At 37.3% G+C, this 21,112-nt stretch carries 18 protein-coding genes; 11 read left to right on the plus strand and 7 right to left on the minus strand.

Annotated elements, in window-relative coordinates; all coding sequences use genetic code 11:
• Positions 1-49 precede the first annotated feature (49 nt).
• From LIV57_RS11285 to LIV57_RS11305, 5 genes are all read right to left on the minus strand, one after another.
• Positions 50-1,186, minus strand: a complete 1,137-nt coding sequence (locus LIV57_RS11285; RefSeq protein ID WP_227942655.1) for a hypothetical protein — start codon at positions 1,184-1,186, stop codon at positions 50-52.
• Between the two features lie 20 nt (positions 1,187-1,206).
• Positions 1,207-1,992: a (Fe-S)-binding protein gene (locus LIV57_RS11290; protein WP_047428861.1), complete on the minus strand. Its 786-nt coding sequence runs from the start codon at positions 1,990-1,992 to the stop codon at positions 1,207-1,209.
• Between the two features lie 90 nt (positions 1,993-2,082).
• Entirely contained in the window at positions 2,083-3,420 is a 1,338-nt protein-coding gene (locus tag LIV57_RS11295; protein WP_227942656.1) for a (Fe-S)-binding protein, read from the minus strand.
• Positions 3,421-3,428: 8 nt separating this feature from the next.
• Entirely contained in the window at positions 3,429-4,379 is a 951-nt protein-coding gene (locus tag LIV57_RS11300) for an MlaD family protein (protein ID WP_062676024.1), read from the minus strand.
• Positions 4,380-4,507: 128 nt separating this feature from the next.
• Positions 4,508-6,661 carry a SurA N-terminal domain-containing protein gene (locus LIV57_RS11305; RefSeq protein WP_227942657.1) on the minus strand — a complete coding sequence of 718 codons (2,154 nt, stop codon included), beginning with the start codon at positions 6,659-6,661 and terminating at the stop codon, positions 4,508-4,510.
• Between the two features lie 260 nt (positions 6,662-6,921).
• On the opposite strand from LIV57_RS11305, the gene lon reads away from it, so the two are divergent.
• Entirely contained in the window at positions 6,922-9,327 is a 2,406-nt protein-coding gene (gene lon / locus LIV57_RS11310) for an endopeptidase La (RefSeq protein WP_227942658.1), read from the plus strand.
• A 202-nt stretch (positions 9,328-9,529) separates the two neighbouring features.
• Complete coding sequence (locus LIV57_RS11315) at positions 9,530-10,642, plus strand: AI-2E family transporter (protein WP_227942659.1); 1,113 nt, start codon at positions 9,530-9,532, stop codon at positions 10,640-10,642.
• 89 nt (positions 10,643-10,731) lie between these two features.
• On the opposite strand, the gene LIV57_RS11320 is transcribed toward LIV57_RS11315, so the two are convergent.
• Positions 10,732-10,974 carry a bacteriocin-like protein gene (locus LIV57_RS11320; RefSeq protein WP_227942660.1) on the minus strand — a complete coding sequence of 81 codons (243 nt, stop codon included), beginning with the start codon at positions 10,972-10,974 and terminating at the stop codon, positions 10,732-10,734.
• 158 nt (positions 10,975-11,132) lie between these two features.
• Between LIV57_RS11320 and LIV57_RS11325 the strand changes: the two genes are divergently transcribed.
• Entirely contained in the window at positions 11,133-11,510 is a 378-nt protein-coding gene (locus LIV57_RS11325) for a DoxX family protein (RefSeq protein WP_227942661.1), read from the plus strand.
• A 100-nt stretch (positions 11,511-11,610) separates the two neighbouring features.
• On the opposite strand, the gene LIV57_RS11330 is transcribed toward LIV57_RS11325, so the two are convergent.
• Positions 11,611-12,969: an acyl-CoA dehydrogenase family protein gene (locus LIV57_RS11330; RefSeq protein ID WP_227942662.1), complete on the minus strand. Its 1,359-nt coding sequence runs from the start codon at positions 12,967-12,969 to the stop codon at positions 11,611-11,613.
• Between the two features lie 208 nt (positions 12,970-13,177).
• Here LIV57_RS11330 and LIV57_RS11335 point away from each other — a divergent pair, with 208 nt between their 5' ends.
• From LIV57_RS11335 to LIV57_RS11370, 8 genes are all read left to right on the plus strand, one after another.
• Positions 13,178-14,089: a DUF4349 domain-containing protein gene (locus LIV57_RS11335; RefSeq protein ID WP_227942663.1), complete on the plus strand. Its 912-nt coding sequence runs from the start codon at positions 13,178-13,180 to the stop codon at positions 14,087-14,089.
• 156 nt (positions 14,090-14,245) lie between these two features.
• Entirely contained in the window at positions 14,246-15,121 is an 876-nt protein-coding gene (locus LIV57_RS11340; protein WP_227942664.1) for a TraB/GumN family protein, read from the plus strand.
• A gap of 16 nt (positions 15,122-15,137) precedes the next feature.
• On the plus strand, positions 15,138-15,647 hold the full coding sequence (locus tag LIV57_RS11345) for an RNA polymerase sigma factor (protein ID WP_227942665.1): 510 nt from the start codon (positions 15,138-15,140) through the stop codon (positions 15,645-15,647).
• Complete coding sequence (locus tag LIV57_RS11350; protein WP_227942666.1) at positions 15,637-16,242, plus strand: hypothetical protein; 606 nt, start codon at positions 15,637-15,639, stop codon at positions 16,240-16,242. Before LIV57_RS11345 ends, LIV57_RS11350 begins: the two co-directional genes overlap by 11 nt.
• 206 nt (positions 16,243-16,448) lie before the next feature.
• A complete protein-coding gene (pgi, locus tag LIV57_RS11355) occupies positions 16,449-18,089 on the plus strand; it encodes a glucose-6-phosphate isomerase (RefSeq protein ID WP_227942667.1) in 1,641 nt (546 codons plus the stop codon).
• Between the two features lie 47 nt (positions 18,090-18,136).
• Positions 18,137-19,021, plus strand: a complete 885-nt coding sequence (locus LIV57_RS11360; RefSeq protein ID WP_034692667.1) for a bifunctional 5,10-methylenetetrahydrofolate dehydrogenase/5,10-methenyltetrahydrofolate cyclohydrolase — start codon at positions 18,137-18,139, stop codon at positions 19,019-19,021.
• 6 nt (positions 19,022-19,027) lie between these two features.
• Positions 19,028-19,657, plus strand: a complete 630-nt coding sequence (locus LIV57_RS11365; RefSeq protein ID WP_110009928.1) for a 7-carboxy-7-deazaguanine synthase QueE — start codon at positions 19,028-19,030, stop codon at positions 19,655-19,657.
• Positions 19,658-19,700: 43 nt separating this feature from the next.
• Positions 19,701-21,071 carry an exopolysaccharide biosynthesis polyprenyl glycosylphosphotransferase gene (locus LIV57_RS11370; RefSeq protein ID WP_227942669.1) on the plus strand — a complete coding sequence of 457 codons (1,371 nt, stop codon included), beginning with the start codon at positions 19,701-19,703 and terminating at the stop codon, positions 21,069-21,071.
• The last annotated feature ends 41 nt before the right edge of the window (positions 21,072-21,112 follow it).

Raw genomic sequence — 21,112 nt, forward strand, 5'->3', positions numbered from 1 at the left:
TCTTTATTTTTACTTACCATTGAATGCTCCTATCATTGTAAAGACAAAATTACGCAATTTTCCCGAGTTTAAGATCATTGTATTTTTTACTCAGTACATACAGCATCATAATGAAAACCGGAAAGATAAAAGGAAAGAAGAACCTTAAAGCTGCCGACTGCGGAAAGAAAAAGAATTTGATATAAACATTCACCAGGAAAAGAACTGAAATCATTCTCACCCATACATCTTTAGAGCGCCAGAAGATCACTCCGATCATAATAGCCAGTGATAAAGTGACTTTTTTAAAATAAATGATTTTGATGTAAATAATACTCAGATAGTCCATTAAGCTCACGTCAATCGGGTGTGTAGAAATAATAGGCCTTCTATCGATAAAGGTATCATAAAAAAGATCTTTCCATCCCGGATAATGATAAAACTTAATGATGGCCAGATACATGACCAGAAGAACTGCTCCCTGCACAAGAAAAGAAACATCAATTTTCTTTTCCTGAAAATAACGGAAAAAGAAAACAGCGATAATATAAGTCAGGGTAAATGTAATATAGTCCGGCCGTATAAATGTAATACCAAATAATAGCGCAAACATTCCCCATGTATTCCATTTTTTGATTAAGCCAATCATAAAGATCAGCATAAACTGGAAAATAAACATATCCGGTGTGGAAACCCTCGACATATAGGTCATTGGCGGCAAAAGCATTGCAGCAATGGTTAATATGATAGCAAGCCAATACTTCTCCGGGAAAAGGAGTTTTAAAATATAAAACAATAATAACCCTGAAAAAAAATAAGAAATGAGACTGGTAAACAGGACTGCCATTGGCGCTGTAAACCCTAGCTTATAAAAAAGAGTTATCACAAGAATATACCCTACTTTGATCTGAAAATAGGGTAATTGTTCTGTAAAAGATTGTGTATTTTTAACGAAATACTGCCTTGGAATATCCCATTGCTTTATTCCGATGATGTCTGTATAGTGTTCTGCGGGCGCCTCTTTTTTTATTTCCTCATACGTAAGAATTCGGACTTTATCAGGAGAATCCGGGAACTCGGAAGTGTACATACATCCCATATAACCCGGCATATCCCAGTCATATACTCTGTTCTGATAATTCCAGAATGTAAGAAGAGCAAGTACCGAAATGATAAACAAAAAGGAGAGTCTCCATTCCCGCTTCATAAGCCTGTATAAGATTACAATTATAAGTCTTCTGCTTCAGCAAGAAGTTCTACGATATCTTTTACGGCTACCTCGGTATTTTTATTAAAGTGTTTTACTCCATCCGTCATCATGGTGTTACAGAAAGGACATCCCGTTGCAATTACTTTAGGTTCAAAAGATAATGCTTCTTCCGTTCTTTCAATATTGATGTCTTTATTTCCTTTTTCAGGCTCTTTAAACATCTGTGCACCACCTGCTCCACAGCAAAGTCCGTTGGTCTTGCAGCGTTTCATTTCTACAAGCTCAGCGTCCAGTTTCTCCAGAAGCATTCTTGGCGCTTCATATTCGTCATTGGCACGTCCTAAATAACATGGATCATGGAAAGTAATTTTTTTCCCTCTGAATGCACCTCCTTCAATTTTCAGTCTTCCTTCCTCCATTAAAGTTTTAAGGAACTGAGTATGGTGAACTACTTCAAAGTGCCCTCCCAGGCTAGGATATTCATTCTTCAGGGTATTGAAACAGTGTGGGCAAGCCGTTACGATTTTCTTTACTTCGTAAGCATTCAACACTTCAATATTGGTAAGCGCCATCATCTGGAAAACGAATTCGTTTCCGGCTCTTTTTGCAGGATCTCCGGTACAGCTTTCTTCCTGTCCCAGAACGGCAAATTCAACACCTATTTTGTTTAATATCTTGCAGAATGCTTTTGTAATTTTTTTGGCACGGTCATCAAAACTTCCCGCACATCCAACCCAAAATAAAACTTCAGGGGCTTTTCCTTCGGCAGCATATTCTGCCATTGTTTTTATATTGAAATCCATTTCTTTTTCAATTTGAAAATGTGAGAATTTGAGAATTTGAAAATGATATCAACGGGCATCAATTTTCAAACTTTCAAATTGATTAATTATTTAGTTTTCCGATGCCCAGTTCAGACGGTCTGCCTGATTGTACTGCCATGGAGCAGCGTTGTTTTCCACGTTCGTCATCATCAGGTTCAGTTCCTGTGGAGCAGCAGACTGTTCCATAACCAGGAATCTTCTCATTTCAAAAATAATGGAAAGCGGGTCAAGCAATACCGGACAGGCTTCTGTACATGCATTACAAGTAGTACAGGCCCAAAGTTCTTCTTTTGTAATATAATCGTTCAACAACTTTTTACCGTCATCTACGAATTTTCCGTTTTTATCGATGTTTCTTCCTACTTCTTCCAATCGGTCTCTGGTCTTCATCAGGATCAATCTCGGAGAAAGTTTTTTACCGGTAATATTAGCCGGGCAAACTGAAGTACAACGTCCGCATTCTGTACATGAATAAGCATTCAGTAATTGTACCTGGTTCAGATCAAAAATATCTTCTGCCCCAAATTTGGAAGGTACATCAGCTTCAGCTCCTTCAGCTGGTGCTGCGTAAGGATCTGCATTAGGATCCATCATTAGTTTGATCTCCTTTGTTACAGATTCAAGGTTGTTGAATTTTCCTTTTTTCTCAAGATTTGCATACCATGTACTTGGAAACGCAAGGATAATATGTAAATGCTTTGAATAATAAAGATAATTCATAAAGAAAAGAATCCCTAAAAAGTGGAACCACCAGGCTGCTTTCTCTGTGAACATCAAAAATCCGTTATCAAAATTGAAGACTTCCAAAAACGGAACCAATGTCATTTCACTGATCGGGAAACTTCCATGTACTGGTAAAACTCCTCTTGACTGCAAAATAAAATCTGAAGCATTCATTTTAAAGAAAGCCATCATCAGGGCAAATTCGATGATAAGAATCCAGTTGGCATCTTCTTTCGGCCATCCGAAAAGCTCCTTCATTGTTAATCTTTTAACCCCGTAAAAGTTTCTTCTGATGAAAAATATAACCACACCTATTACAACCAGAAGTGCAAGCACTTCTAATGTAGCTGTAAAGAAGCTGTAGAATCCGTGTCCCAGAACCGAGGCCAGAAAACGGTGAGTACCAAACAGTCCATCAACAATTATTTCAATGAGTTCTATATTAATGATGATAAAACCAACATAGACAAAAATGTGTAAAATTCCTGCGATAGGACGTTTTACCATCTTACTCTGTCCCATAGCCACATTGGCCATGATACTCCAGCGTTCAGATTTTCTGTCACTTCTATTGATTTCACGACCCAGCCTGATATTTCTGTAGATCTTCTGCAGGCTTTTGGCAAACAGCCCGAACCCGGCTACTAATAAAATCAGGAAAATAATGTTATCGATGTACTGCATAAGGCGTATTAGTCTTTGTTATTTTTACCGAAAACCGAGAAATTGATATATCTTTTCGGATTCGCTTTCATATCTTCGATTAATGTATTCAGATTGGAAGAAGCTGAATTCAGGTTGTTGTACAGTTGATCGTCCTTCATCAGTTTACCTAAACTTCCTTCTCCTTTATCAATCCCTCCAATCACCTGATTCAATTTTCCTACTGTAGCATCTAAACTTGCAATGGTAGCATTCAACTGTTTAGTGTCGATACTTTCTGCAAGATGTCCGTATTTATCCAATGTAACTTTTCCGCTTTGCATAGTAAGGCTTGCATCATCCAGCACTTTTTGCAATTTTGGATCATTGTGTCCTACAAGCGTATTTACACTTCCTGCTGTGGATTGTAATGCTCCTACTGTTTTGTTAAGGTTGGCTAATAAAGCTTTTATTTCAGCTCTGTTCTGAGCATCAAAAACCTGATTGGCATTCGCCATTAAAGAGTCTACTCTATGTAAAACCACCTGTAGCTGATCTTTTACCGGACCTACCTGCGAAGAAAGACTTCCCAGCGTTCCCAGCTTGAAAGCACCTTTTAAAGTGTCACCATCTTTTGCAGTCGGCCCACCATACATAAGGTTTACTCTCATTTCTTTACCAGACATTAATCCCGGCTCAAAGATCTCCAATGATGAGTTTTTTGAAAATTCGAATTTATTGTCGACGGTAACTTTTACGACAAAATTAATTTTTCCATCTTTTGAGGTGATAGGAATAATCTTATCTACCTGCCCGACTTTCAGACCATTAATAGACACTGCCGCAGACTGCGCCAGACCTTCTACATTGTCATATTTTGCGTAAAATATATTGTCGGTAGTAAAAAGGCTTTTCCCTTTCATAAACTGAAACAACACCACAAAGCCTACGATAGCTAGAAGTGCAATCACACCAGCTTTTAATTCTTTACTGAACTTCACTTGCTAATTTTTTTCTAATAAGCAAATATAATACATTTTAAATAAATCTTTTCCTTTATTATTCTGCGTTAAATACAAAAAAAGCGACAAAAAAATTTGTCGCTTTTTATATCATTGAAATGATTTTTTTATTGTTGCTGATTTCCCAGCTTGTTCCAGATCTCGATTCTGTAATCTTCGATATCTGCATTGTCCTGAAGGCTCTTCATCCAGGCCTGTCCGAACATTCCAGCATTTCTCTGCGTAAGGGATTCTGTAAACTGCTTAAGATCTCCAGGCTGTTTGTTTACAGTTTCTGATTTTTTGATCAGAACATAAACTCCTGTTCCCCCTTCAACCGGGTTGGAAAGTTTACCTTTTGCAACACCGAATGCAGCACCGGCAACTTTAGGTTCCATAGCACCTGCTACTGAAGGATTCAATAGATTCACCTGAGCAGATTGTTTCGGAGCGGCAAACAATTTAGCAATCTGATCTAAGCTGGAAGCTTTTGCTGCTGCAATTTTATCAGAAATTTGTTTTGCTGCCAATTTATTCTTAACGATAACTTCGATCTGATCTCTTACAGATTCAGGATCTGCAAGACCAGCTTCCTGTTTTCCGTTCAGATATACTACAATTTTATCACCGGTTCCGTCTACTGTAAATAATTCAGTATCTCCTTTTTCTCTTTTCTTATCAAAAGCCCAGGTAAGGATATCAGCATCTTTTTCAGTACCTAAGCCCTGAAGCTGACCTTCAAATCTTTTTGCTGCTTTTGGATTGGAGAATTGGTAGTTTCCTTTTTTAGCAATGTTCACAAAATCGTTGAAAGATTTCCCCTGAACCTGCTGTATGAATTTTCTTGAGTTTTTGTCTGTTTCAGCCTCAGTAGCATCTGAAGGTTTGATTGCTTTCACAAGGTTAGCAACTTTATACCCCATTGATCCTGATTTTTTATCTTCAATATTGATGATATGGTAACCGAATTGTGTTTCTACTACCCCTGTAGCTCCTTTAGGATTGTTTGCAAGATAAGTAAGAAATTCAGGAACGAAAGGTGTCTCTGGTGTTGTCCATCCAAGGCTACCTCCCTGTGCTGCAGAATTCGGATCACTTGAAAGCTTAAGGAATTCTGTAAATTTAGCAGGAGTCGCTTTTACAATAGCCCCGATAGAGTCTGCCAATTTCTTAGCCTGCTCTTTGGTTCTTGTTACCCCTTCACCTGCAGGGCTTCCTTTGAATGCAATAAGGATATGTCTTGATAAAGTAGAATCTGAAGGTCTTTTACCTACCAATTTAGATACTACATATACATCTTGTTCTTTATAAGGACCAAAAGTCTGACCTACAGCTGCTGTTGTGATCTGATCTTTGATTGTCGGAGGCAATTGAGCTGGATTCAGATACTGAGGGTTGAATGGCGCATCAGAATTTGCTGCTACAAACATAGAATCGTTTTTAGTATTCTGGAAGTTTTCAGTTCCTCCACTAGCATCTGTACCTCCTGAATATAATTTTGTAATTTCTTTCAGAGCTGCTGCATCATCTGCCGCACTAGGTTTAGATGGGAAAAATACAATACCGAGATTTCTGCTTGGCTCAGCTTTGAACATTACAGGGTGCTTCTTGATGTAATCAGCAAGATCCTGTGTAGTAACATTGATCTTTGTTTTTTGAAGATAAGCTGCGTAATCTACTTTTACAAAGTCGATATCTGCAAGCTGATCTCTCTGCTTCATCAATTCTTCAGCTTCTTTCTTACCTGTAGTAATCCCTGCTGAAATATTGGTAAACACCTGTCTCGCCATTAGTCTGTACTCGATTGTCTTTCTTGTTTTCAACCATTGAGTATATCCCTGAGGATTGGTGTTTTGTAATGTTTCAATTTCTTTTTTAAGCTCTTGAGTTTTAAAGTTACCTTTCTCATCAAAGAACTGCTGATTCTGAGCAAACATCTGATCGTACTGGATTTGATTCCAGAAATAATCATCAGTCATTTCAAAGCCCAGTTTCTCAAACTGCTGTTTGATAAGTTTAGATTGTACAAGTAACTGCCAAGCCTGCTCTTCAAGACCGTTTTTCGGACGACCTTGCTGTTCAGCCTGCTGCTGCAGCACGAAAAGCTGATCATTGAACTCTTCGCGGGTGATTTTCTCACCGTTTACTTTTCCTAAAACATCAGGATTCTTACCAAAAACCTTGTCGATACTATCGGGGTTCACCAGGAACGCCAAAAGCGCTAAGGCTATTACTCCCATTAAAAGCCAAGGCTTACTCCTAATCTGTCCTAAAATTGCCATTTTATAAATTATAGTTTTTTATCAGTTTGCGAAAATACACATTTTTAAGAAATTACAGAAACAGAACTGCTTTATTTTGATTTTTAATGCAAAGATTATCTAAAAAAGGAAATTTTGACCGTATTTTTAAGTAAAAAACAAATGGCATAAGTATTGTGCATTTTTAGAATATTATAATATACCACACGTTTTCAGAGTATATTATAAAAAATTCCTTTAACGATAAAAAACGAAAATGACAATTTGTCATTCGATTGACTATGACAGAATTTGAAGATATAAGTTTAGAAGAAATGATCAGTGACGGATTTGATATCGTAACTGAAGAAATCAATCTTTCCGACTTCGCAGAGACTGATAAAAATTCCGAACAGAAAATATTCCCTATACTTCCTGTAAGAAATATGGTAATGTTCCCCAACGTGGTAATTCCTATTACAGCAGGGAGAAAGACCTCTATACAGCTTCTTGAGGAGGCACAGAAAAACGGAGATTTTATTGGAATTGTAAGCCAGAAAAATTCGGATCTGGAACAACCATCCGAAAAAGATATATATACTACCGGAACTCTGGCAAAGATTATTAAGATTATTAAGCTTCCCGAAGGCAATATTACAGCTATTACCAAAGGATTTCACAGATTTAAGATTAAAAAAATCATTGATACACGGCCTTATTTTAAAGCTGAAATATCAAAATTAAAAGACACCCAGCCTAAAGACCGTGAAGAATATGAAGCATTGCTGGAAAACATCAAGGATCTTGCCTTAAAGATCATTGAACTGGATCCTAATATTCCTAATGCCGCCAACTTTGCGATCAAAAACATTAACAATAATGATGATCTTCTGAATTTCATCTGCACCAATGCTAATTTCTCTTCGATTGCAAAACAAAAGCTGCTTGAAGAGAAAAGTCTTATGACAAGAGCCAACCAGTGCTACGAGCTGATGCATGAGGATTTCAGAAAACTAGAACTGAGAAACCAGATTCATCAGAAAACTTCAAAAGATTTAGATAAGCAACAGAGAGAATATTTTCTGAATCAACAGATCAGAACCATCCAAGAGGAACTGGGCGGCGGACCTGAAAGTGATGTTGAAGATCTTATTGCCAAGGCTAAAACAAAAAAATGGAGCCAGGAAGTAGAAGACCACTTCCAAAAGGAAATCAGCAGACTTCAACGTCAGAATCCCAATTCCCCGGACTATAATGTACAGAGAAACTACCTGGATTTCTTTACAGATCTGCCTTGGGAAACCTATACAAAAGATATCTTTGATATTGCAAAAGCTGAAAAAGTACTTGACAAAGCACACTTCGGACTGGAAGATATCAAGAAAAGAATCCTGGAGCACATGGCTGTTTTAAAATTAAAAAACAACATGAAATCTCCTATCCTGCTATTGGTAGGGCCTCCGGGTGTGGGTAAAACTTCTTTAGGAAAATCTATTGCAGATGCTTTAGGAAGAAAATATGTAAGATTGTCATTGGGAGGACTTCATGACGAGAGTGAAATCCGTGGACATAGAAAAACGTATATCGGTGCTATGGCGGGAAGAATTTTACAGTCTATCAAAAAATCAGGTACTTCAAATCCGGTAATTGTTCTTGATGAGATTGATAAAATCGGACAGGGGCTTCATGGAGACCCAAGCTCGGCACTCTTAGAAGTTCTTGATCCAGAGCAAAATAAATCTTTCTATGACAATTTCCTGGAGATGGGTTATGACCTTTCAAAAGTGATGTTCATTGCAACTGCCAACTCACTTTCAACCATACAGACACCTCTTTTAGACAGAACGGAGATCATTCAGATTGCCGGCTATACTTTGGAGGAAAAGATTGAGATTGCCAAAAGACATTTGATCAGGAAACAACAGGAGGAAAATGGTCTGGATGCAAAATCATTCAAACTTGGAAATGCAGAACTTAAACATATTATAGAGGCTCACACTTCAGAAAGCGGAGTGAGAACCCTGGAAAAAAGAATTGCAGCCATTGGAAGATGGGTAGCACTACAGACTGCTTTGTTAAAGGAGTATGATCCAAAAATCTCAGTAGAAAAAGTAGATGAAATTCTTGGGGTTCCAAGACCGAAAAGTTTATCTGAGATCACCGGAGTTCCCGGTGTTGTAACAGGTCTTGCCTGGACAAGTGTAGGAGGAGATATCCTTTATATTGAAAGTATTTTAAGCAATGGCAAAGGAGCATTAACGATGACCGGAAATCTGGGAACGGTAATGAAAGAATCAGCTACTATAGCCCTGGAATATATTAAAGCGAAACATGACGAGCTTGGCATTCCTCAGGAAGATATTGAAAAGAAAAACATTCACGTACACGTTCCTGAAGGAGCAACACCTAAAGACGGGCCATCTGCCGGTATTGCCATGCTAACCTCAATGGTTTCTTCGTTTAAAAACAAGAAAGTAAAACCTCACCTTGCTATGACAGGAGAAATTACCTTAAGAGGGAAAGTATTACCTGTAGGAGGAATTAAAGAAAAGCTTCTTGCAGCAACAAGAGCAGGAATCAAAGATGTTATTCTTTGTGAGGCCAACAGAAAAGATGTGGAGGAAATCAAAAAAGATTATCTGAAAAATCTGAGAGTACACTACGTCAACAGAATGGAGGAAGTCATTGACATCGCCATTGAAGAATAAAATAACTTACAACATATTAACTTCTCAATAAAGAAACACGCTCTGATATCCGGAGCGTGTTTCTTTTTATAAAAAAGCGTACAATTTTATCGGCTGGAATAAAATTTGCAACAACAGAAGAAAATCCCGGAGAGTTGAATAAAAAATTTTTCAATTCGGAAGGGTTTTCTTATTTTTATTCCACACCGCATATTTTTAGATTATGAATTTTCTTAGACTTCCTTTCCTTGTCAAGCTTACCCTTGTGGTGGTTTCCATCATTGGACTTGGCTATCTTATGGCATTGGGACAGAGTATTTTAGCTCCGTTTTTCCTGGCATTCCTCATGGCCATGCTGTTTTTACCGGCTGCCAGTTTTATGGAAAAAAAGTTGAGATTTCCGAGATCTATGTCTACCATGACTTCGGTATTTATTATGCTGATGATTTTAGGAGGTATTATTTATTTCTTTACCAATCAGCTGTCTGACTTCAGTAAGGACCTTCCACACCTTAAGGAACAGTTTACCACTGTTTTTAACAGCCTTCAGCATTGGGTTTCCAAAACATTTAATGTGAAAGTGGATGAACAGGTGGATTATATTAACCAGGGATTAACTAAACTGCTGTCTTCTTCGGGAGTCATTTTAGGATTTACTTTTGGAATATTTTCAACCGGATTCGGATTTATTATATTTTTCACCCTGTTTTTTATCTTTATTTTAAATTACAGAAGACTTTTAAATAATTTTATCGTTACTGTTTTCAACGAAAGACATAAAGCGAGTGTACAGGAAGCTGTGAATGAAATCAGAATTATGACTAAGAAATACATCTTCGGACTCTTTCTTCAGGTGATTATCGTTTCAGTTTTAACGTCCGCTCTTCTTACCATTCTGGGAGTAAAATATGCTATTCTTTTAGGAGTTTTGACCGGGCTATTAAACGTCATTCCCTATCTCGGAATCTTTATTTCTCTGTTAATTTCCTGCTTTATAGCATTTGCCACATCTACTCCATCAACATGTATTTACGTTGCTTTGGGCTATATTGCCATACACGCTGTAGACGGAAATATTGTCCTGCCGTTTGTAGTAGGCTCTAAAGTAAAGATCAATGCCTTATTTTCTTTTATTGGAATCCTTTTAGGAGAACATCTTTGGGGAATTGCGGGAATGTTCCTGTGTATTCCGGCAATTGCGATTATAAAAATCATCTGTGAAAGAGTAGACGATCTAAAACCCTGGGGAAGGCTGCTCGGAGAAGAACCTAAGCCCCATAAGAAGAAAAAAAGCTACAAAATTTCCAAGAATATTACTTTGAAGGAAATGGACTAAATATGAATAATGGGCAATAAGCAATAATTGACATACTCCTAACTTTAAATAAAAAGACTGCCTTTTTCGAGACAGTCTTTTTTATTGTATTATGGAAGAGGACATAACGGACTCGTTCCATTTGGGCAGGTTTCTGTACAGAGAATATAAGATGGGTTATCCGGACAGTATCCATAAGTCGGGCCTTCAGGATTTCCTCCGGGGCCTCCTAAACAAGGATCTCCAGGTGGAATTTTGCACGGACATCCTATTGGTCCTATATCACATTTTTCAACTCCTCCATGAATTTCTCTTAAACTCGCACGGTTTAATTTTTTAAGATTTTTTAGCATGATCTTTATTATTAGTTTAGTTTGTATCTCTAAGATATAGAATAAAATTATACAGAAACCATTAATTAACGCATATTAACAATCGATTTCATATTTTATGTTAAATTAAATACAAAATATTCTATTTTTATTTTACATTTGATATAAAATCATCAATCATGAAAGTAATAAAATTCATTTTATGTCTGCTTTTCGGGCTTATGTTTATTAATGCCGGATTAAACAAGTTTTTCAATTATATGCCCATGGAGAAACCCACTCCGGAGCAAATGAAACTTTTCTCTGCTTTCGGAGAAATCAGCTGGCTGATGCCTTTAGTCGGGATTGTAGAAGTCATTGGCGGATTGCTATTTATTTTCCCAAAAACAAGAGCGCTGGGAGCCATTGTTATTTTACCTGTCATGGTAGGAATTGTTACCCATGTTTTCACATTGGACAAATCTCCAATGGGAATGAGCATTGCAGGAGTTATGCTTCTGATCAACCTATGGATGATTATTGATAACAAGGAAAAATATAAACACTTAGTTTCATAAGATTGCAGGTAATAGGTTGCAGGTTGCAGTACCAGTAAACTTCGGTTGAAGTCTATTGTTTCTTTTCACTGCCTGTAACCTATTATCTGCTACCCGCTACCTATACAAAAGCACTGAAACCTGTAATCGATCGTCCTACGATGAGCGAGTTGATTTCTTTTGTTCCTTCGTAAGAATAGATTGCTTCTGCATCGGCAACAAATCTGGCCACATCATACTCGAGCAGAATTCCGTTCCCTCCCATTACTTCTCTTGCTCTGGAAACAATATCTCTTGTTCTGAGGGTACAGAAAACTTTGGCTAAAGAAGCATGTTCGTCTTTTAAAATCCCTTCATCCTGCATTTCAGACAGTCTGAAAACCATGGTCTGCATGGCGGTAAGATTAGACAACATTTCCACCAGATGTCCCTGAATCATCTGGAATGAAGCGATAGGTCTTCCAAACTGTTCTCTCTTTCGGGTATAATCCAAAGCACTTTCGTAAGCTCCGCGTGCACAACCTGTAGCCATCCATGCTACCCCTGCCCTTGTCATTCTCAGTACTTTGCCGGTATCTTTAAAGGAGTTGGCATGCTGCAAACGGTTTTCTTCAGTTACGAGACAGTCTTTTAAGGTAATCAATCCGTTCTGGACAATTCTCAACGCCATTTTCCCCTTGATCTTTTCTACTGAATATCCCGGATTATCTTTTTCAACAATAAAACCTTTCACTTCTCCGCTATCCAGATCTCTTGCCCAGATAATGATCAGGTCAGCGAAAGTAGCATTCCCGATCCATTTTTTCTGCCCATTCAGAATCCAGCCTTCCGGTGTTTTTTTACAGGTTACCGTAAGTCCGCCTGCTGCTCCGGATCCAACTTCAGGCTCAGTAAGCCCGAAAGCCCCTATTTTTTCAAATTTCTGCATCTGAGGAAGCCATTTTTGCTTCTGCTCTTCAGATCCGCAAATATAAATAGAACCCATCGCCAGCCCCGATTGTACGCCGAAAAATGTGGCGATAGAAGCATCCACCCTTGCCATCTCCATGGCAATAACCCCCTCCATCAGGAAAGGCATTCCCGGACAGCCATAACCTTCATAAGTAACACCGCAGATATCCAGTTTTTGAAATTTCGGGATCAGTTCAAAGGGAAATTCATCTCTGAGCCAGTAGTGATTGACCAGAGGCTTAACTTCTTTTTCCATGAATGCTCTGACTTTCAGCTGAATTTCACGCTGTTCGGGAGTAAGAGTGTGGTAGATATCATAAAAATCTCCATCAATGGGTGGGAGTTCTTTCTTTTTCTTTTCGGGATCGAGCATTTTCATAAGTGCTGAAAGCTGTTTATCATCCAGTTTTGAGAAATTATGCATCAGTTTTGGCAAATCCACTTTTTGAGAAATGGCGCTCAGCTGATCAAAATCTATAGATGTGAATAATCCTATTGCGTTTCTGATTTTGGAAAAAGTATTTGACATAGTGATAGATTGTAGTTTTGGTTTGTAAAAGATAAGCAAAAACTGCTCCGAAAGCAATGCCTGAAGCTCAAGTTTATTTTACAAAATACTATATTTCAATTCATTAAAACCGAAAATTTTGTTTACAAGGTTTTTACTTTTGATTTTCAAGCGTTACAAAAAATCCTGACTGAACTTTGACTCAAGCAAAACAACAAAAATCAGCGCTATGAAAACCACTTACATTAAATTATCTCTGTCAGCTATACTTTTATTAGGAATTTATTCATGTAAAAAAGGAGAAGTAGCTTCAACAGACCTTGAAGCATATGCTACAACAGATTCTGCTTCTGCTATTGTTTCCGACAGTATTTCATCTGTTGCAGAAATGAAAGTAAAAGACAAACAGTTCATCAAAACAGCTGATGTGAACATGGAAGTAAAAGATGTGTATAATGCAACGATTGCTATTGAAAAATCTGTACAGGAGCTTGGAGGATTTGTTACCAATAGTAATCTTCAAAGTAACGTTGTTTCTGAAAACACCTACAACACATCCAGTGAAGAGGCGATGCTGGTTAAAAAATACCAGACAGAAAACAGAATGCAGGTTCGTATTCCTACGGAAAAACTGGGAGAGCTTTTAACGGCAATCAATACCAATAAATTATTTCTTAATTCAAGATCTATCAATGCAGAAGATGTAACAGCCAACATCAAATATTCTGAACTGGAAGGGAAAAGAAATCAAAAAACTTCTGAGAACATCAGCAAGCTGAAAACCAATAAAGATAAAGTAACGCTGGATGATGAGAATATGTCTGAAGGAAATCTTCAAAAGCTTTCCAGCATGAACATGACGGATGATCTGAAATACAGCACGATTGACATTTACATCAAAGAGCCTCAGTTGCGTATTGCAGAAATTGCTGTTACCAACACCACAAGCATTGATAATAAGTACAAATACAATTTCATCTATGATGCTAAAGATGGCTTTGTATACGGATTCTATCTGATTCAGAGAATTATTGTGGGGCTTATCAATGTATGGCCTCTTGTATTAATTGCTGCTGCAATCCTCTATTTTTTAAGAAAAAGAAAAATTTCAAAACCTGAGTATTCAAAAAATCAGGAATAAAAAAACTATCCTAACCAATTGGTTATCATCATAATTTTAGATTTTACAGCCTCCTGTTTTCAGGAGGTTTTTATTTTTTTTGAAAAAAAACTGTAACGATTGTAATGCCTGCTTTACCTACTATTTAAAAGAACAGAAAATCAAAAAAAATATACTATGAAAAATTTAATCAAACTTGGATTTGCAGCATTATTGTCATTGAATTTCATAACATCCAATGCACAAGATAAAAGCAGCAACAAAGAAAACAGCCTGCTTTGGGAGGTTTCCGGAAACGGTCTTTCTAAGCCTTCTTATATTACCGGGACTTTTCATATCTTATGCAGTAAAGATTTTGAGATTAAACCTAAAGTGCTGAAAGCTCTTGAGAGTTCTGAAAACCTTGTTATGGAAATCAATTATACAGATCCCGCTGAAATGATGTCATTACAGAAAATGTTTAAAGCAGATAAAAAAATATCGGATCAGCTTTCACCTGAAGAAGCTAAAGAGCTGAATACTGTTCTTGCCAATTATGGAACTGATCTGAAAAGTATTGATTCTTCAAGCCCGCAGGCGCTTTATGCATTGCTTTCCACCAAAGCCATTCCATGTCCTCAGACTGAAGTAAAACTTTACGAGATGGAACTTCTTCAGAAAGCAATGAAAGATAAAAAAAGCATCAAAGGACTGGAAAAAGTAGAAGATCAGATGAAATCCATCAATGAGGCTTACGACCTGAAGAGCATTATTGCTCAACTGAAAATGGACAAGGAATATCAAATATTATTCAGACAGATGATTGAGGCTTTTAAAAATGAAAATGTACAATCTTTATACAGTCTTTTTAAGGATGAAAGATTTATGAATACTCAGCAGGAAAAGGCCATGCTGACCAACAGAAATCAGAACTGGGTAAAAGTAATGCCGGACATGATGAAAAAAGAAAGTTCTTTCTTTGCTGTCGGTGGATCTCATCTTATGGGTGAAAACGGAATTATTCCTCTTCTACAGGCAAAAGGCTACACGGTAAAACCTTTATCAAGCTTATAATTATAATGAAACCATTGTGAGCAATCCAACTGAAACTGCTTTTTTAAAGCTCGTCAACCAGCACAAAGGTATCTTATACAAAGCCTCACGGATCTATGCAGATTCTGTAGAGGACCGGGAAGACCTCCAGCAGGAAATTCTTATCCAGCTTTGGAAGTCCTATCAGAACTTCAAAGGGAACAGTGAGTTTTCTACCTGGATGTACCGGGTTGCCATCAATACTGCAATTACCTATTTAAAAAAAGAAAAACAGAGATCCATTAACCATACGGATGCTCCACATCATTTTGAAGTTCAGCAGGAAGATTATAATCCCACCAAAGACAGGCAGCTGGAAATTTTCTACAGTGCCGTTCAGGAACTGAATCCTCTGGAAAAAGCCGTCATATTTTATTTTATGGAAGGGATGTCACATAAAGAAATCGGAAACAATTTAGGTCTCAGTGAAGGTAATGCCCGCGTAAAACTCAACAGAACAAAAGAAAAAATACAGCAAATCATAAAAAAATCAGGTTATGAATTTTGATCAATTAAAAGAACAGTGGAATAAAGAAGACAGTGACGTCCATATTCCTGATACCATAAAGCAATTAAAGGAAAGCAAACACCCTATAGAAAAAATCCAGAAAAATATGAAAAGAGAGTTCCCTATGCAGATTCTTGCGATCATTCTCATAGCTCTTTTTCCCCTTCAGTTTCAGTTTCCTTCTTCACAGTATATTATTTATTATGTGTCTTACACCGTGATGGTTGTCATATCATCCTACTACCTGTTAGGATTTTATAAATTCTACAAACAGACGGAGCTTTATACAGGAAATACCAAAAACAGCCTTTGGAAAATATATCATGAACTTCGGCTGAATATGGAACGATATCAGTCTTTCGGATTTTTATTACTTCCTCATTTTCTGGTAACAGCAGGATTGGTGATTTACAATGCGATGGAAAAACAAGGAAAATCTCTGGCAGAACTTACAACTTCTCATCAGCAGGGATTAATTATCGCAGTGCTCATCGGAACTTTAGCCATCATAACAAGTATCGTTGTGTGGACAAAATATATCTACGGAAAAAGTGCCAAAGAACTTGAAAATATTCTGAACGAAATGGATGAATAGCATTGAAAACTCTTATCACAAAACACATTTTACAAAACCTCAGGCCTGTTCTGAGGTTTTGTTTTTTAAAAAATCGTTATTTATCTTCTTCAAATTTATCTGAGGTTTTATTTTTCCGTAAATTTGCAGATCAGAAATAAATCATTATGGATGATTAGCCATTTTCATCCGATACATGATCTTCTGAATGATAAAAATTCTGTAATATGCTATCAAAAATAAATCCAACACAAACCAACAGCTGGAAAGCACTTGACGAACACTTCGGTGGAAATGACTTTGATCTTAGAACTCTCTTCCAATATAACCCGAACCGTTTTAACGAGTTTTCCCTGCAAAAGGACAACTATCTTTTTGATTATTCTAAAAACCTGATCGATTCCAGAACCAAGGATCTTCTGTTACAATTGGCAGAAGAAAGCCAGTTAAAAGATGCTATTTCCAGAATGTTCTCCGGAGATAAAATCAATGAAACTGAAGGAAGAGCTGTTCTTCATACCGCATTAAGAGATTTCTCTGACCGTGAAATTCTTGTGGATGGAGAAAATATCAAGCCACAGATCAAAAGAGTTCTTGAGCATATGAAATCTTTTTCTGAGAAAATTATTTCAGGAGAACATAAAGGTTTTAGTGGAAAAGAGATCACAGATGTAGTCAACATCGGTATCGGAGGATCAGATTTGGGTCCTGTGATGGTTTGTTCAGCTTTAAAACATTTTAAAACAAGATTAAACGCTCACTTTGTTTCTAATGTGGACGGAAATCATATCGCAGAAGTGGTGAAGAATTTAAATCCTGAAACCACTTTATTCATCATTGCTTCCAAGACATTTACGACTCAGGAAACAATGACGAATGCCAATTCAGCTAAAGACTGGTTCCTGAAAGCAGGAAAACAGGAAGATGTTGCGAAGCATTTTGTGGCTTTATCTACTAATATTGAGGAAGTTAAAAAGTTCGGAATCGCAGAAGAAAATATTTTTGAGTTCTGGGACTGGGTAGGCGGAAGATATTCTCTTTGGAGCGCTATCGGATTAAGTATTGTACTTTCTGTAGGATATGAAAACTTCGAGCAGCTTTTAAGAGGTGCTTTTGATACAGACCAACACTTCCAGACAGCAGAATTCTCTGAAAATATTCCTGTTTTAATGGGACTTTTAGGAATCTGGTACCGTAATTTCTATGCAGCAACTACTTATGCCATCTTACCTTATTCTCAATATCTGGACAGATTTGCAGCGTATCTTCAGCAGGGAGATATGGAAAGTAACGGAAAGTGTGTAGACAGAAATGGTGAATTCGTAGAATATGAAACGGGACCGATCATCTGGGGAGAACCTGGAACCAATGGACAACATGCATTCTACCAGTTAATCCATCAGGGAACAGAATTGATTCCTGCAGATTTTATTGCCTATGCAAAAAGCCCGAACCATGTTTCTGACCACCAGGACAAATTATTAGCGAACTTTTTTGCTCAGACTGAAGCACTTGCCTTCGGAAAACTGGAAGAAGAAGTGGAAGAAGAGCTTAGAAATTCCGGAAAATCTGATGAAGAAATAGACCGGCTGATCAATTTCAAAGTCTTCCATGGAAACACCCCAACTAACTCCATATTATTCAAGGAATTAACTCCTTTTTCATTAGGTCAGTTGATCGCCCTTTACGAACACAAAATTTTCGTTCAGGGTGTGATCTGGAATATTTTCAGCTTTGACCAGTTTGGAGTGGAATTAGGAAAAGTATTAGCCAATAAAATCCTTCCTGAGCTTGAAAATAATGAAGCAATAAGCTCTCATGACAGCTCAACCAACGGATTGATCAATTACTATAAAGAAAATAAATAGTAAGTAAAAAGAAAGTAAAAGTAAATCTATAAAGTAAAAAAGTAAAAATGGCAGAAATTCTTGACGGACTTAAAGTATCCAAAGAAATTAAAGCAGAGATCAAGGTTGAAGTAGAAAAGATTCTCGCAAGCAAAAGAAGAGCTCCGCATTTGGTGGCTATTCTTGTAGGAAATAATGGAGCTAGCAAGGCCTATGTAAACTCTAAAGTAAAAGACTGTGAGGAAGTAGGATTTCAATCCAGCTTAATTAAATTTCCAAGCACTGTTTCTGAATCTGAACTATTGGAAAAAATTGACGAGCTTAATAAGTCTAAAGCAGTAGACGGATTTATCGTTCAGCTGCCTTTACCGGATCAGATTGATCAGGAGAAGATCATCAACGCTATCGACCCTAGAAAAGACGTGGATGGTTTCCACCCGGAAAACTTTGGAAAAATGGCTCTTGAAATGGATACTTTCTTACCGGCTACTCCTTTCGGGATTTTAACATTATTGGAAAGATATAATATTGAAACGAAAGGAAAAGACTGTGTCATTATTGGAAGAAGTAAAATTGTAGGAAGACCGATGAGTATTTTGATGGGAAGAAAAGATTTCCCTGGAAACTCTACCGTTACCCTTACACACTCATATACGAAAGACATCGAAGAATACACAAGAAAAGCAGACATCGTTATTACCGCTTTGGGAGATCCACATTTCTTAAAAGGAGATATGATTAAAGAAGGAGCTGTAATCGTGGACGTGGGTATTACAAGAGTAGATAATGACTCTCCAAAAGGGTATTATCTTGCAGGTGATGTGGATTTTGACAGCTGTGCTGCCAAAGCAAGCTGGATCACCCCGGTACCTGGAGGAGTAGGCCCAATGACAAGAGCGATGTTGATGAAAAACACCATCATTGCTTACAAAACTTCGGTCTATAACGACTAATTTAAAATGAATAAAGAAGAAGATATTTTATTAAAAGAAGGTAAAATGCTCCCTGTGATGGAGCATTTTTACACTTTACAGGGAGAAGGAGCACATACCGGAAAAGCCGCCTATTTTATCAGGCTGGGAGGTTGTGATGTAGGATGTCACTGGTGTGATGTAAAAGAAAGCTGGGATCCGGAACTCCACCCTTTGATGAATGCAGAAGAAATTGCAGAAACAGCTGCCAGACATTGTAAAACAATAGTGCTGACCGGCGGTGAACCTTTAATGTGGAATTTAGATATCCTGACCTCCAAACTAAAAGAACTAGGATGTACAGTACATATTGAAACTTCAGGAGCGTATCCTATGAGCGGGCAACTGGACTGGATTACTCTCTCCCCTAAGAAAACAGGACTTCCTAAAGAAGAGATCTATCAAAAGGCCAATGAGCTTAAAGTCATTATTTTCAATCAGCATGATTTTACTTTTGCTCAGGAACAAGCTGCAAAAGTTTCCGAAAACTGTAAACTTTATCTTCAGAGTGAATGGAGCAAAAGAAACGACATGTATCCTAAGATCACAGATTTCATTCTGGAAAACCCTGAGTGGCAGGCTTCTGTTCAGACTCACAAATATCTGAATATCCCGTAAAAAAGTGTAAATTAGCCGTGCTTATCCGCTATAATACCGATAGATGCAGAGAATTCGATACTCTAGATACCTGAAATCAATCATTATGTTGCTTGACCTCATGGTTATTGCATCTATCTTCATATTCTTTTTTATAAGCAGAAACGAAAGTTTAAAATACAATAAAGAAACCTGGTACCAGAATAGTTTTTCTCTCATTCTGTTGTTTTTGTTCTGGGTGCTCCTTAGCGGTAGGACAAAAATATACAATATCCCGAGAAACCTTACTTATACCCTTTTTCTTGAACGGCTTTTAATTCATTTCCTGTTTTTTATACTGGGAGTGCTGCTTATAGGAAAGGTAAGTAAAAATGTGTTTTTCAATTCGGATATTTACTGGCTTTCACTTTACCTTTTTATTTCCATTTTTCTGGTTAAATCATTAGTGTATTTTGCCATCAAGTATTTACGATCTCTTGGTGCCAATTACAGGAATGTTATGTTTTTGGGAGATGAACATTCTACGGAAATTCTGAAGAATATCTTTACAGAACGTAAAGATTATGGATACCGGATATTTGAATACGAACATACCGGGGTGAAGATCAATGAGCTGGTGGCTTTCTGGAAAAAGAACGGAATCCACACTTTGTTTTTATCTATGGAAAACTCCTATGACGAAGCGATGGAAAATGAAATTTTCAGACTGGCCGAAGATCATAAGATTCACATTTCATTGATTCCAAGTATCACCCAAAGTGATTTTTTCCTTTATGATCTTGGATATATACAGACCCAGCCGGTACTTAATCAGGCCAGGTACCCGTTAGATTATTATTCTAATTTCCTTATGAAAAGGACATTTGATATTTTCTTTTCTGTTATTATATTGGTCTTCATCTGCTCATGGGTATTTCCAATCATTGCGATTTTAATTAAAACAACTTCCAAAGGACCTGTTTTTTTCTTTCAGAAAAGATACGGCTTTCATGAAGAGGTTTTCAATTGTATTAAATTCAGAACAATGGTTGTGAATGATGAATCTACCACCAAAACCACCTCAGTAAATGATTCCAGAATTACCAAAATAGGTAAATTTTTAAGAAAAACAAGCCTTGATGAACTTCCTCAATTCATCAATGTGCTGAGAGGAGAAATGTCTGTGGTAGGCCCGCGTCCTCACATGCTGGCTGTCGACAATTATTACAAGCCTAAAATCGGGAGATACAGCTTGAGAAGTATGGTAAGCCCTGGTATTACCGGATTAGCACAGGTGAACGGACTGAGGGGTGACTTCGGAGATGTGGAAGTAGAGATGAAAAAAAGAGTTCTTGCTGATGCATTCTATGTAAGAAACTGGAGCTTTGCCCTCGATCTGGTCGTTATTTTAAAAACCGTTCTATTGGTTATTGGAGGAGATAAAAATGCAAAATAAAGAACAGGATAAGATAATATTGAAATAATTTTAACACAAAA

Source organism: Chryseobacterium sp. X308 (genome assembly GCF_020733145.1).
GTDB lineage: Bacteria > Bacteroidota > Bacteroidia > Flavobacteriales > Weeksellaceae > Chryseobacterium > Chryseobacterium cupriresistens.

Excerpts from the sequence above, each read along its gene's own strand:
- LIV57_RS11315 (WP_227942659.1), top strand. The coding sequence starts at position 9,530 with ATGAATTTTCTTAGACTTCCTTTCCTTGTCAAGCTTACCCTTGTGGTG.
- LIV57_RS11330 (WP_227942662.1), bottom strand. The coding sequence starts at position 12,969 with ATGTCAAATACTTTTTCCAAAATCAGAAACGCAATAGGATTATTCACA.
- LIV57_RS11295 (WP_227942656.1), bottom strand. The coding sequence starts at position 3,420 with ATGCAGTACATCGATAACATTATTTTCCTGATTTTATTAGTAGCCGGG.
- LIV57_RS11305 (WP_227942657.1), bottom strand. The coding sequence starts at position 6,661 with ATGGCAATTTTAGGACAGATTAGGAGTAAGCCTTGGCTTTTAATGGGA.
- pgi (WP_227942667.1), top strand. The coding sequence starts at position 16,449 with ATGCTATCAAAAATAAATCCAACACAAACCAACAGCTGGAAAGCACTT.
- LIV57_RS11325 (WP_227942661.1), top strand. The coding sequence starts at position 11,133 with ATGAAAGTAATAAAATTCATTTTATGTCTGCTTTTCGGGCTTATGTTT.
- LIV57_RS11335 (WP_227942663.1), top strand. The coding sequence starts at position 13,178 with ATGAAAACCACTTACATTAAATTATCTCTGTCAGCTATACTTTTATTA.
- LIV57_RS11350 (WP_227942666.1), top strand. The coding sequence starts at position 15,637 with ATGAATTTTGATCAATTAAAAGAACAGTGGAATAAAGAAGACAGTGAC.
- LIV57_RS11360 (WP_034692667.1), top strand. The coding sequence starts at position 18,137 with ATGGCAGAAATTCTTGACGGACTTAAAGTATCCAAAGAAATTAAAGCA.
- LIV57_RS11370 (WP_227942669.1), top strand. The coding sequence starts at position 19,701 with ATGCAGAGAATTCGATACTCTAGATACCTGAAATCAATCATTATGTTG.
- LIV57_RS11340 (WP_227942664.1), top strand. The coding sequence starts at position 14,246 with ATGAAAAATTTAATCAAACTTGGATTTGCAGCATTATTGTCATTGAAT.
- LIV57_RS11290 (WP_047428861.1), bottom strand. The coding sequence starts at position 1,992 with ATGGATTTCAATATAAAAACAATGGCAGAATATGCTGCCGAAGGAAAA.
- LIV57_RS11365 (WP_110009928.1), top strand. The coding sequence starts at position 19,028 with ATGAATAAAGAAGAAGATATTTTATTAAAAGAAGGTAAAATGCTCCCT.
- LIV57_RS11320 (WP_227942660.1), bottom strand. The coding sequence starts at position 10,974 with ATGCTAAAAAATCTTAAAAAATTAAACCGTGCGAGTTTAAGAGAAATT.
- LIV57_RS11285 (WP_227942655.1), bottom strand. The coding sequence starts at position 1,186 with ATGAAGCGGGAATGGAGACTCTCCTTTTTGTTTATCATTTCGGTACTT.
- lon (WP_227942658.1), top strand. The coding sequence starts at position 6,922 with ATGACAGAATTTGAAGATATAAGTTTAGAAGAAATGATCAGTGACGGA.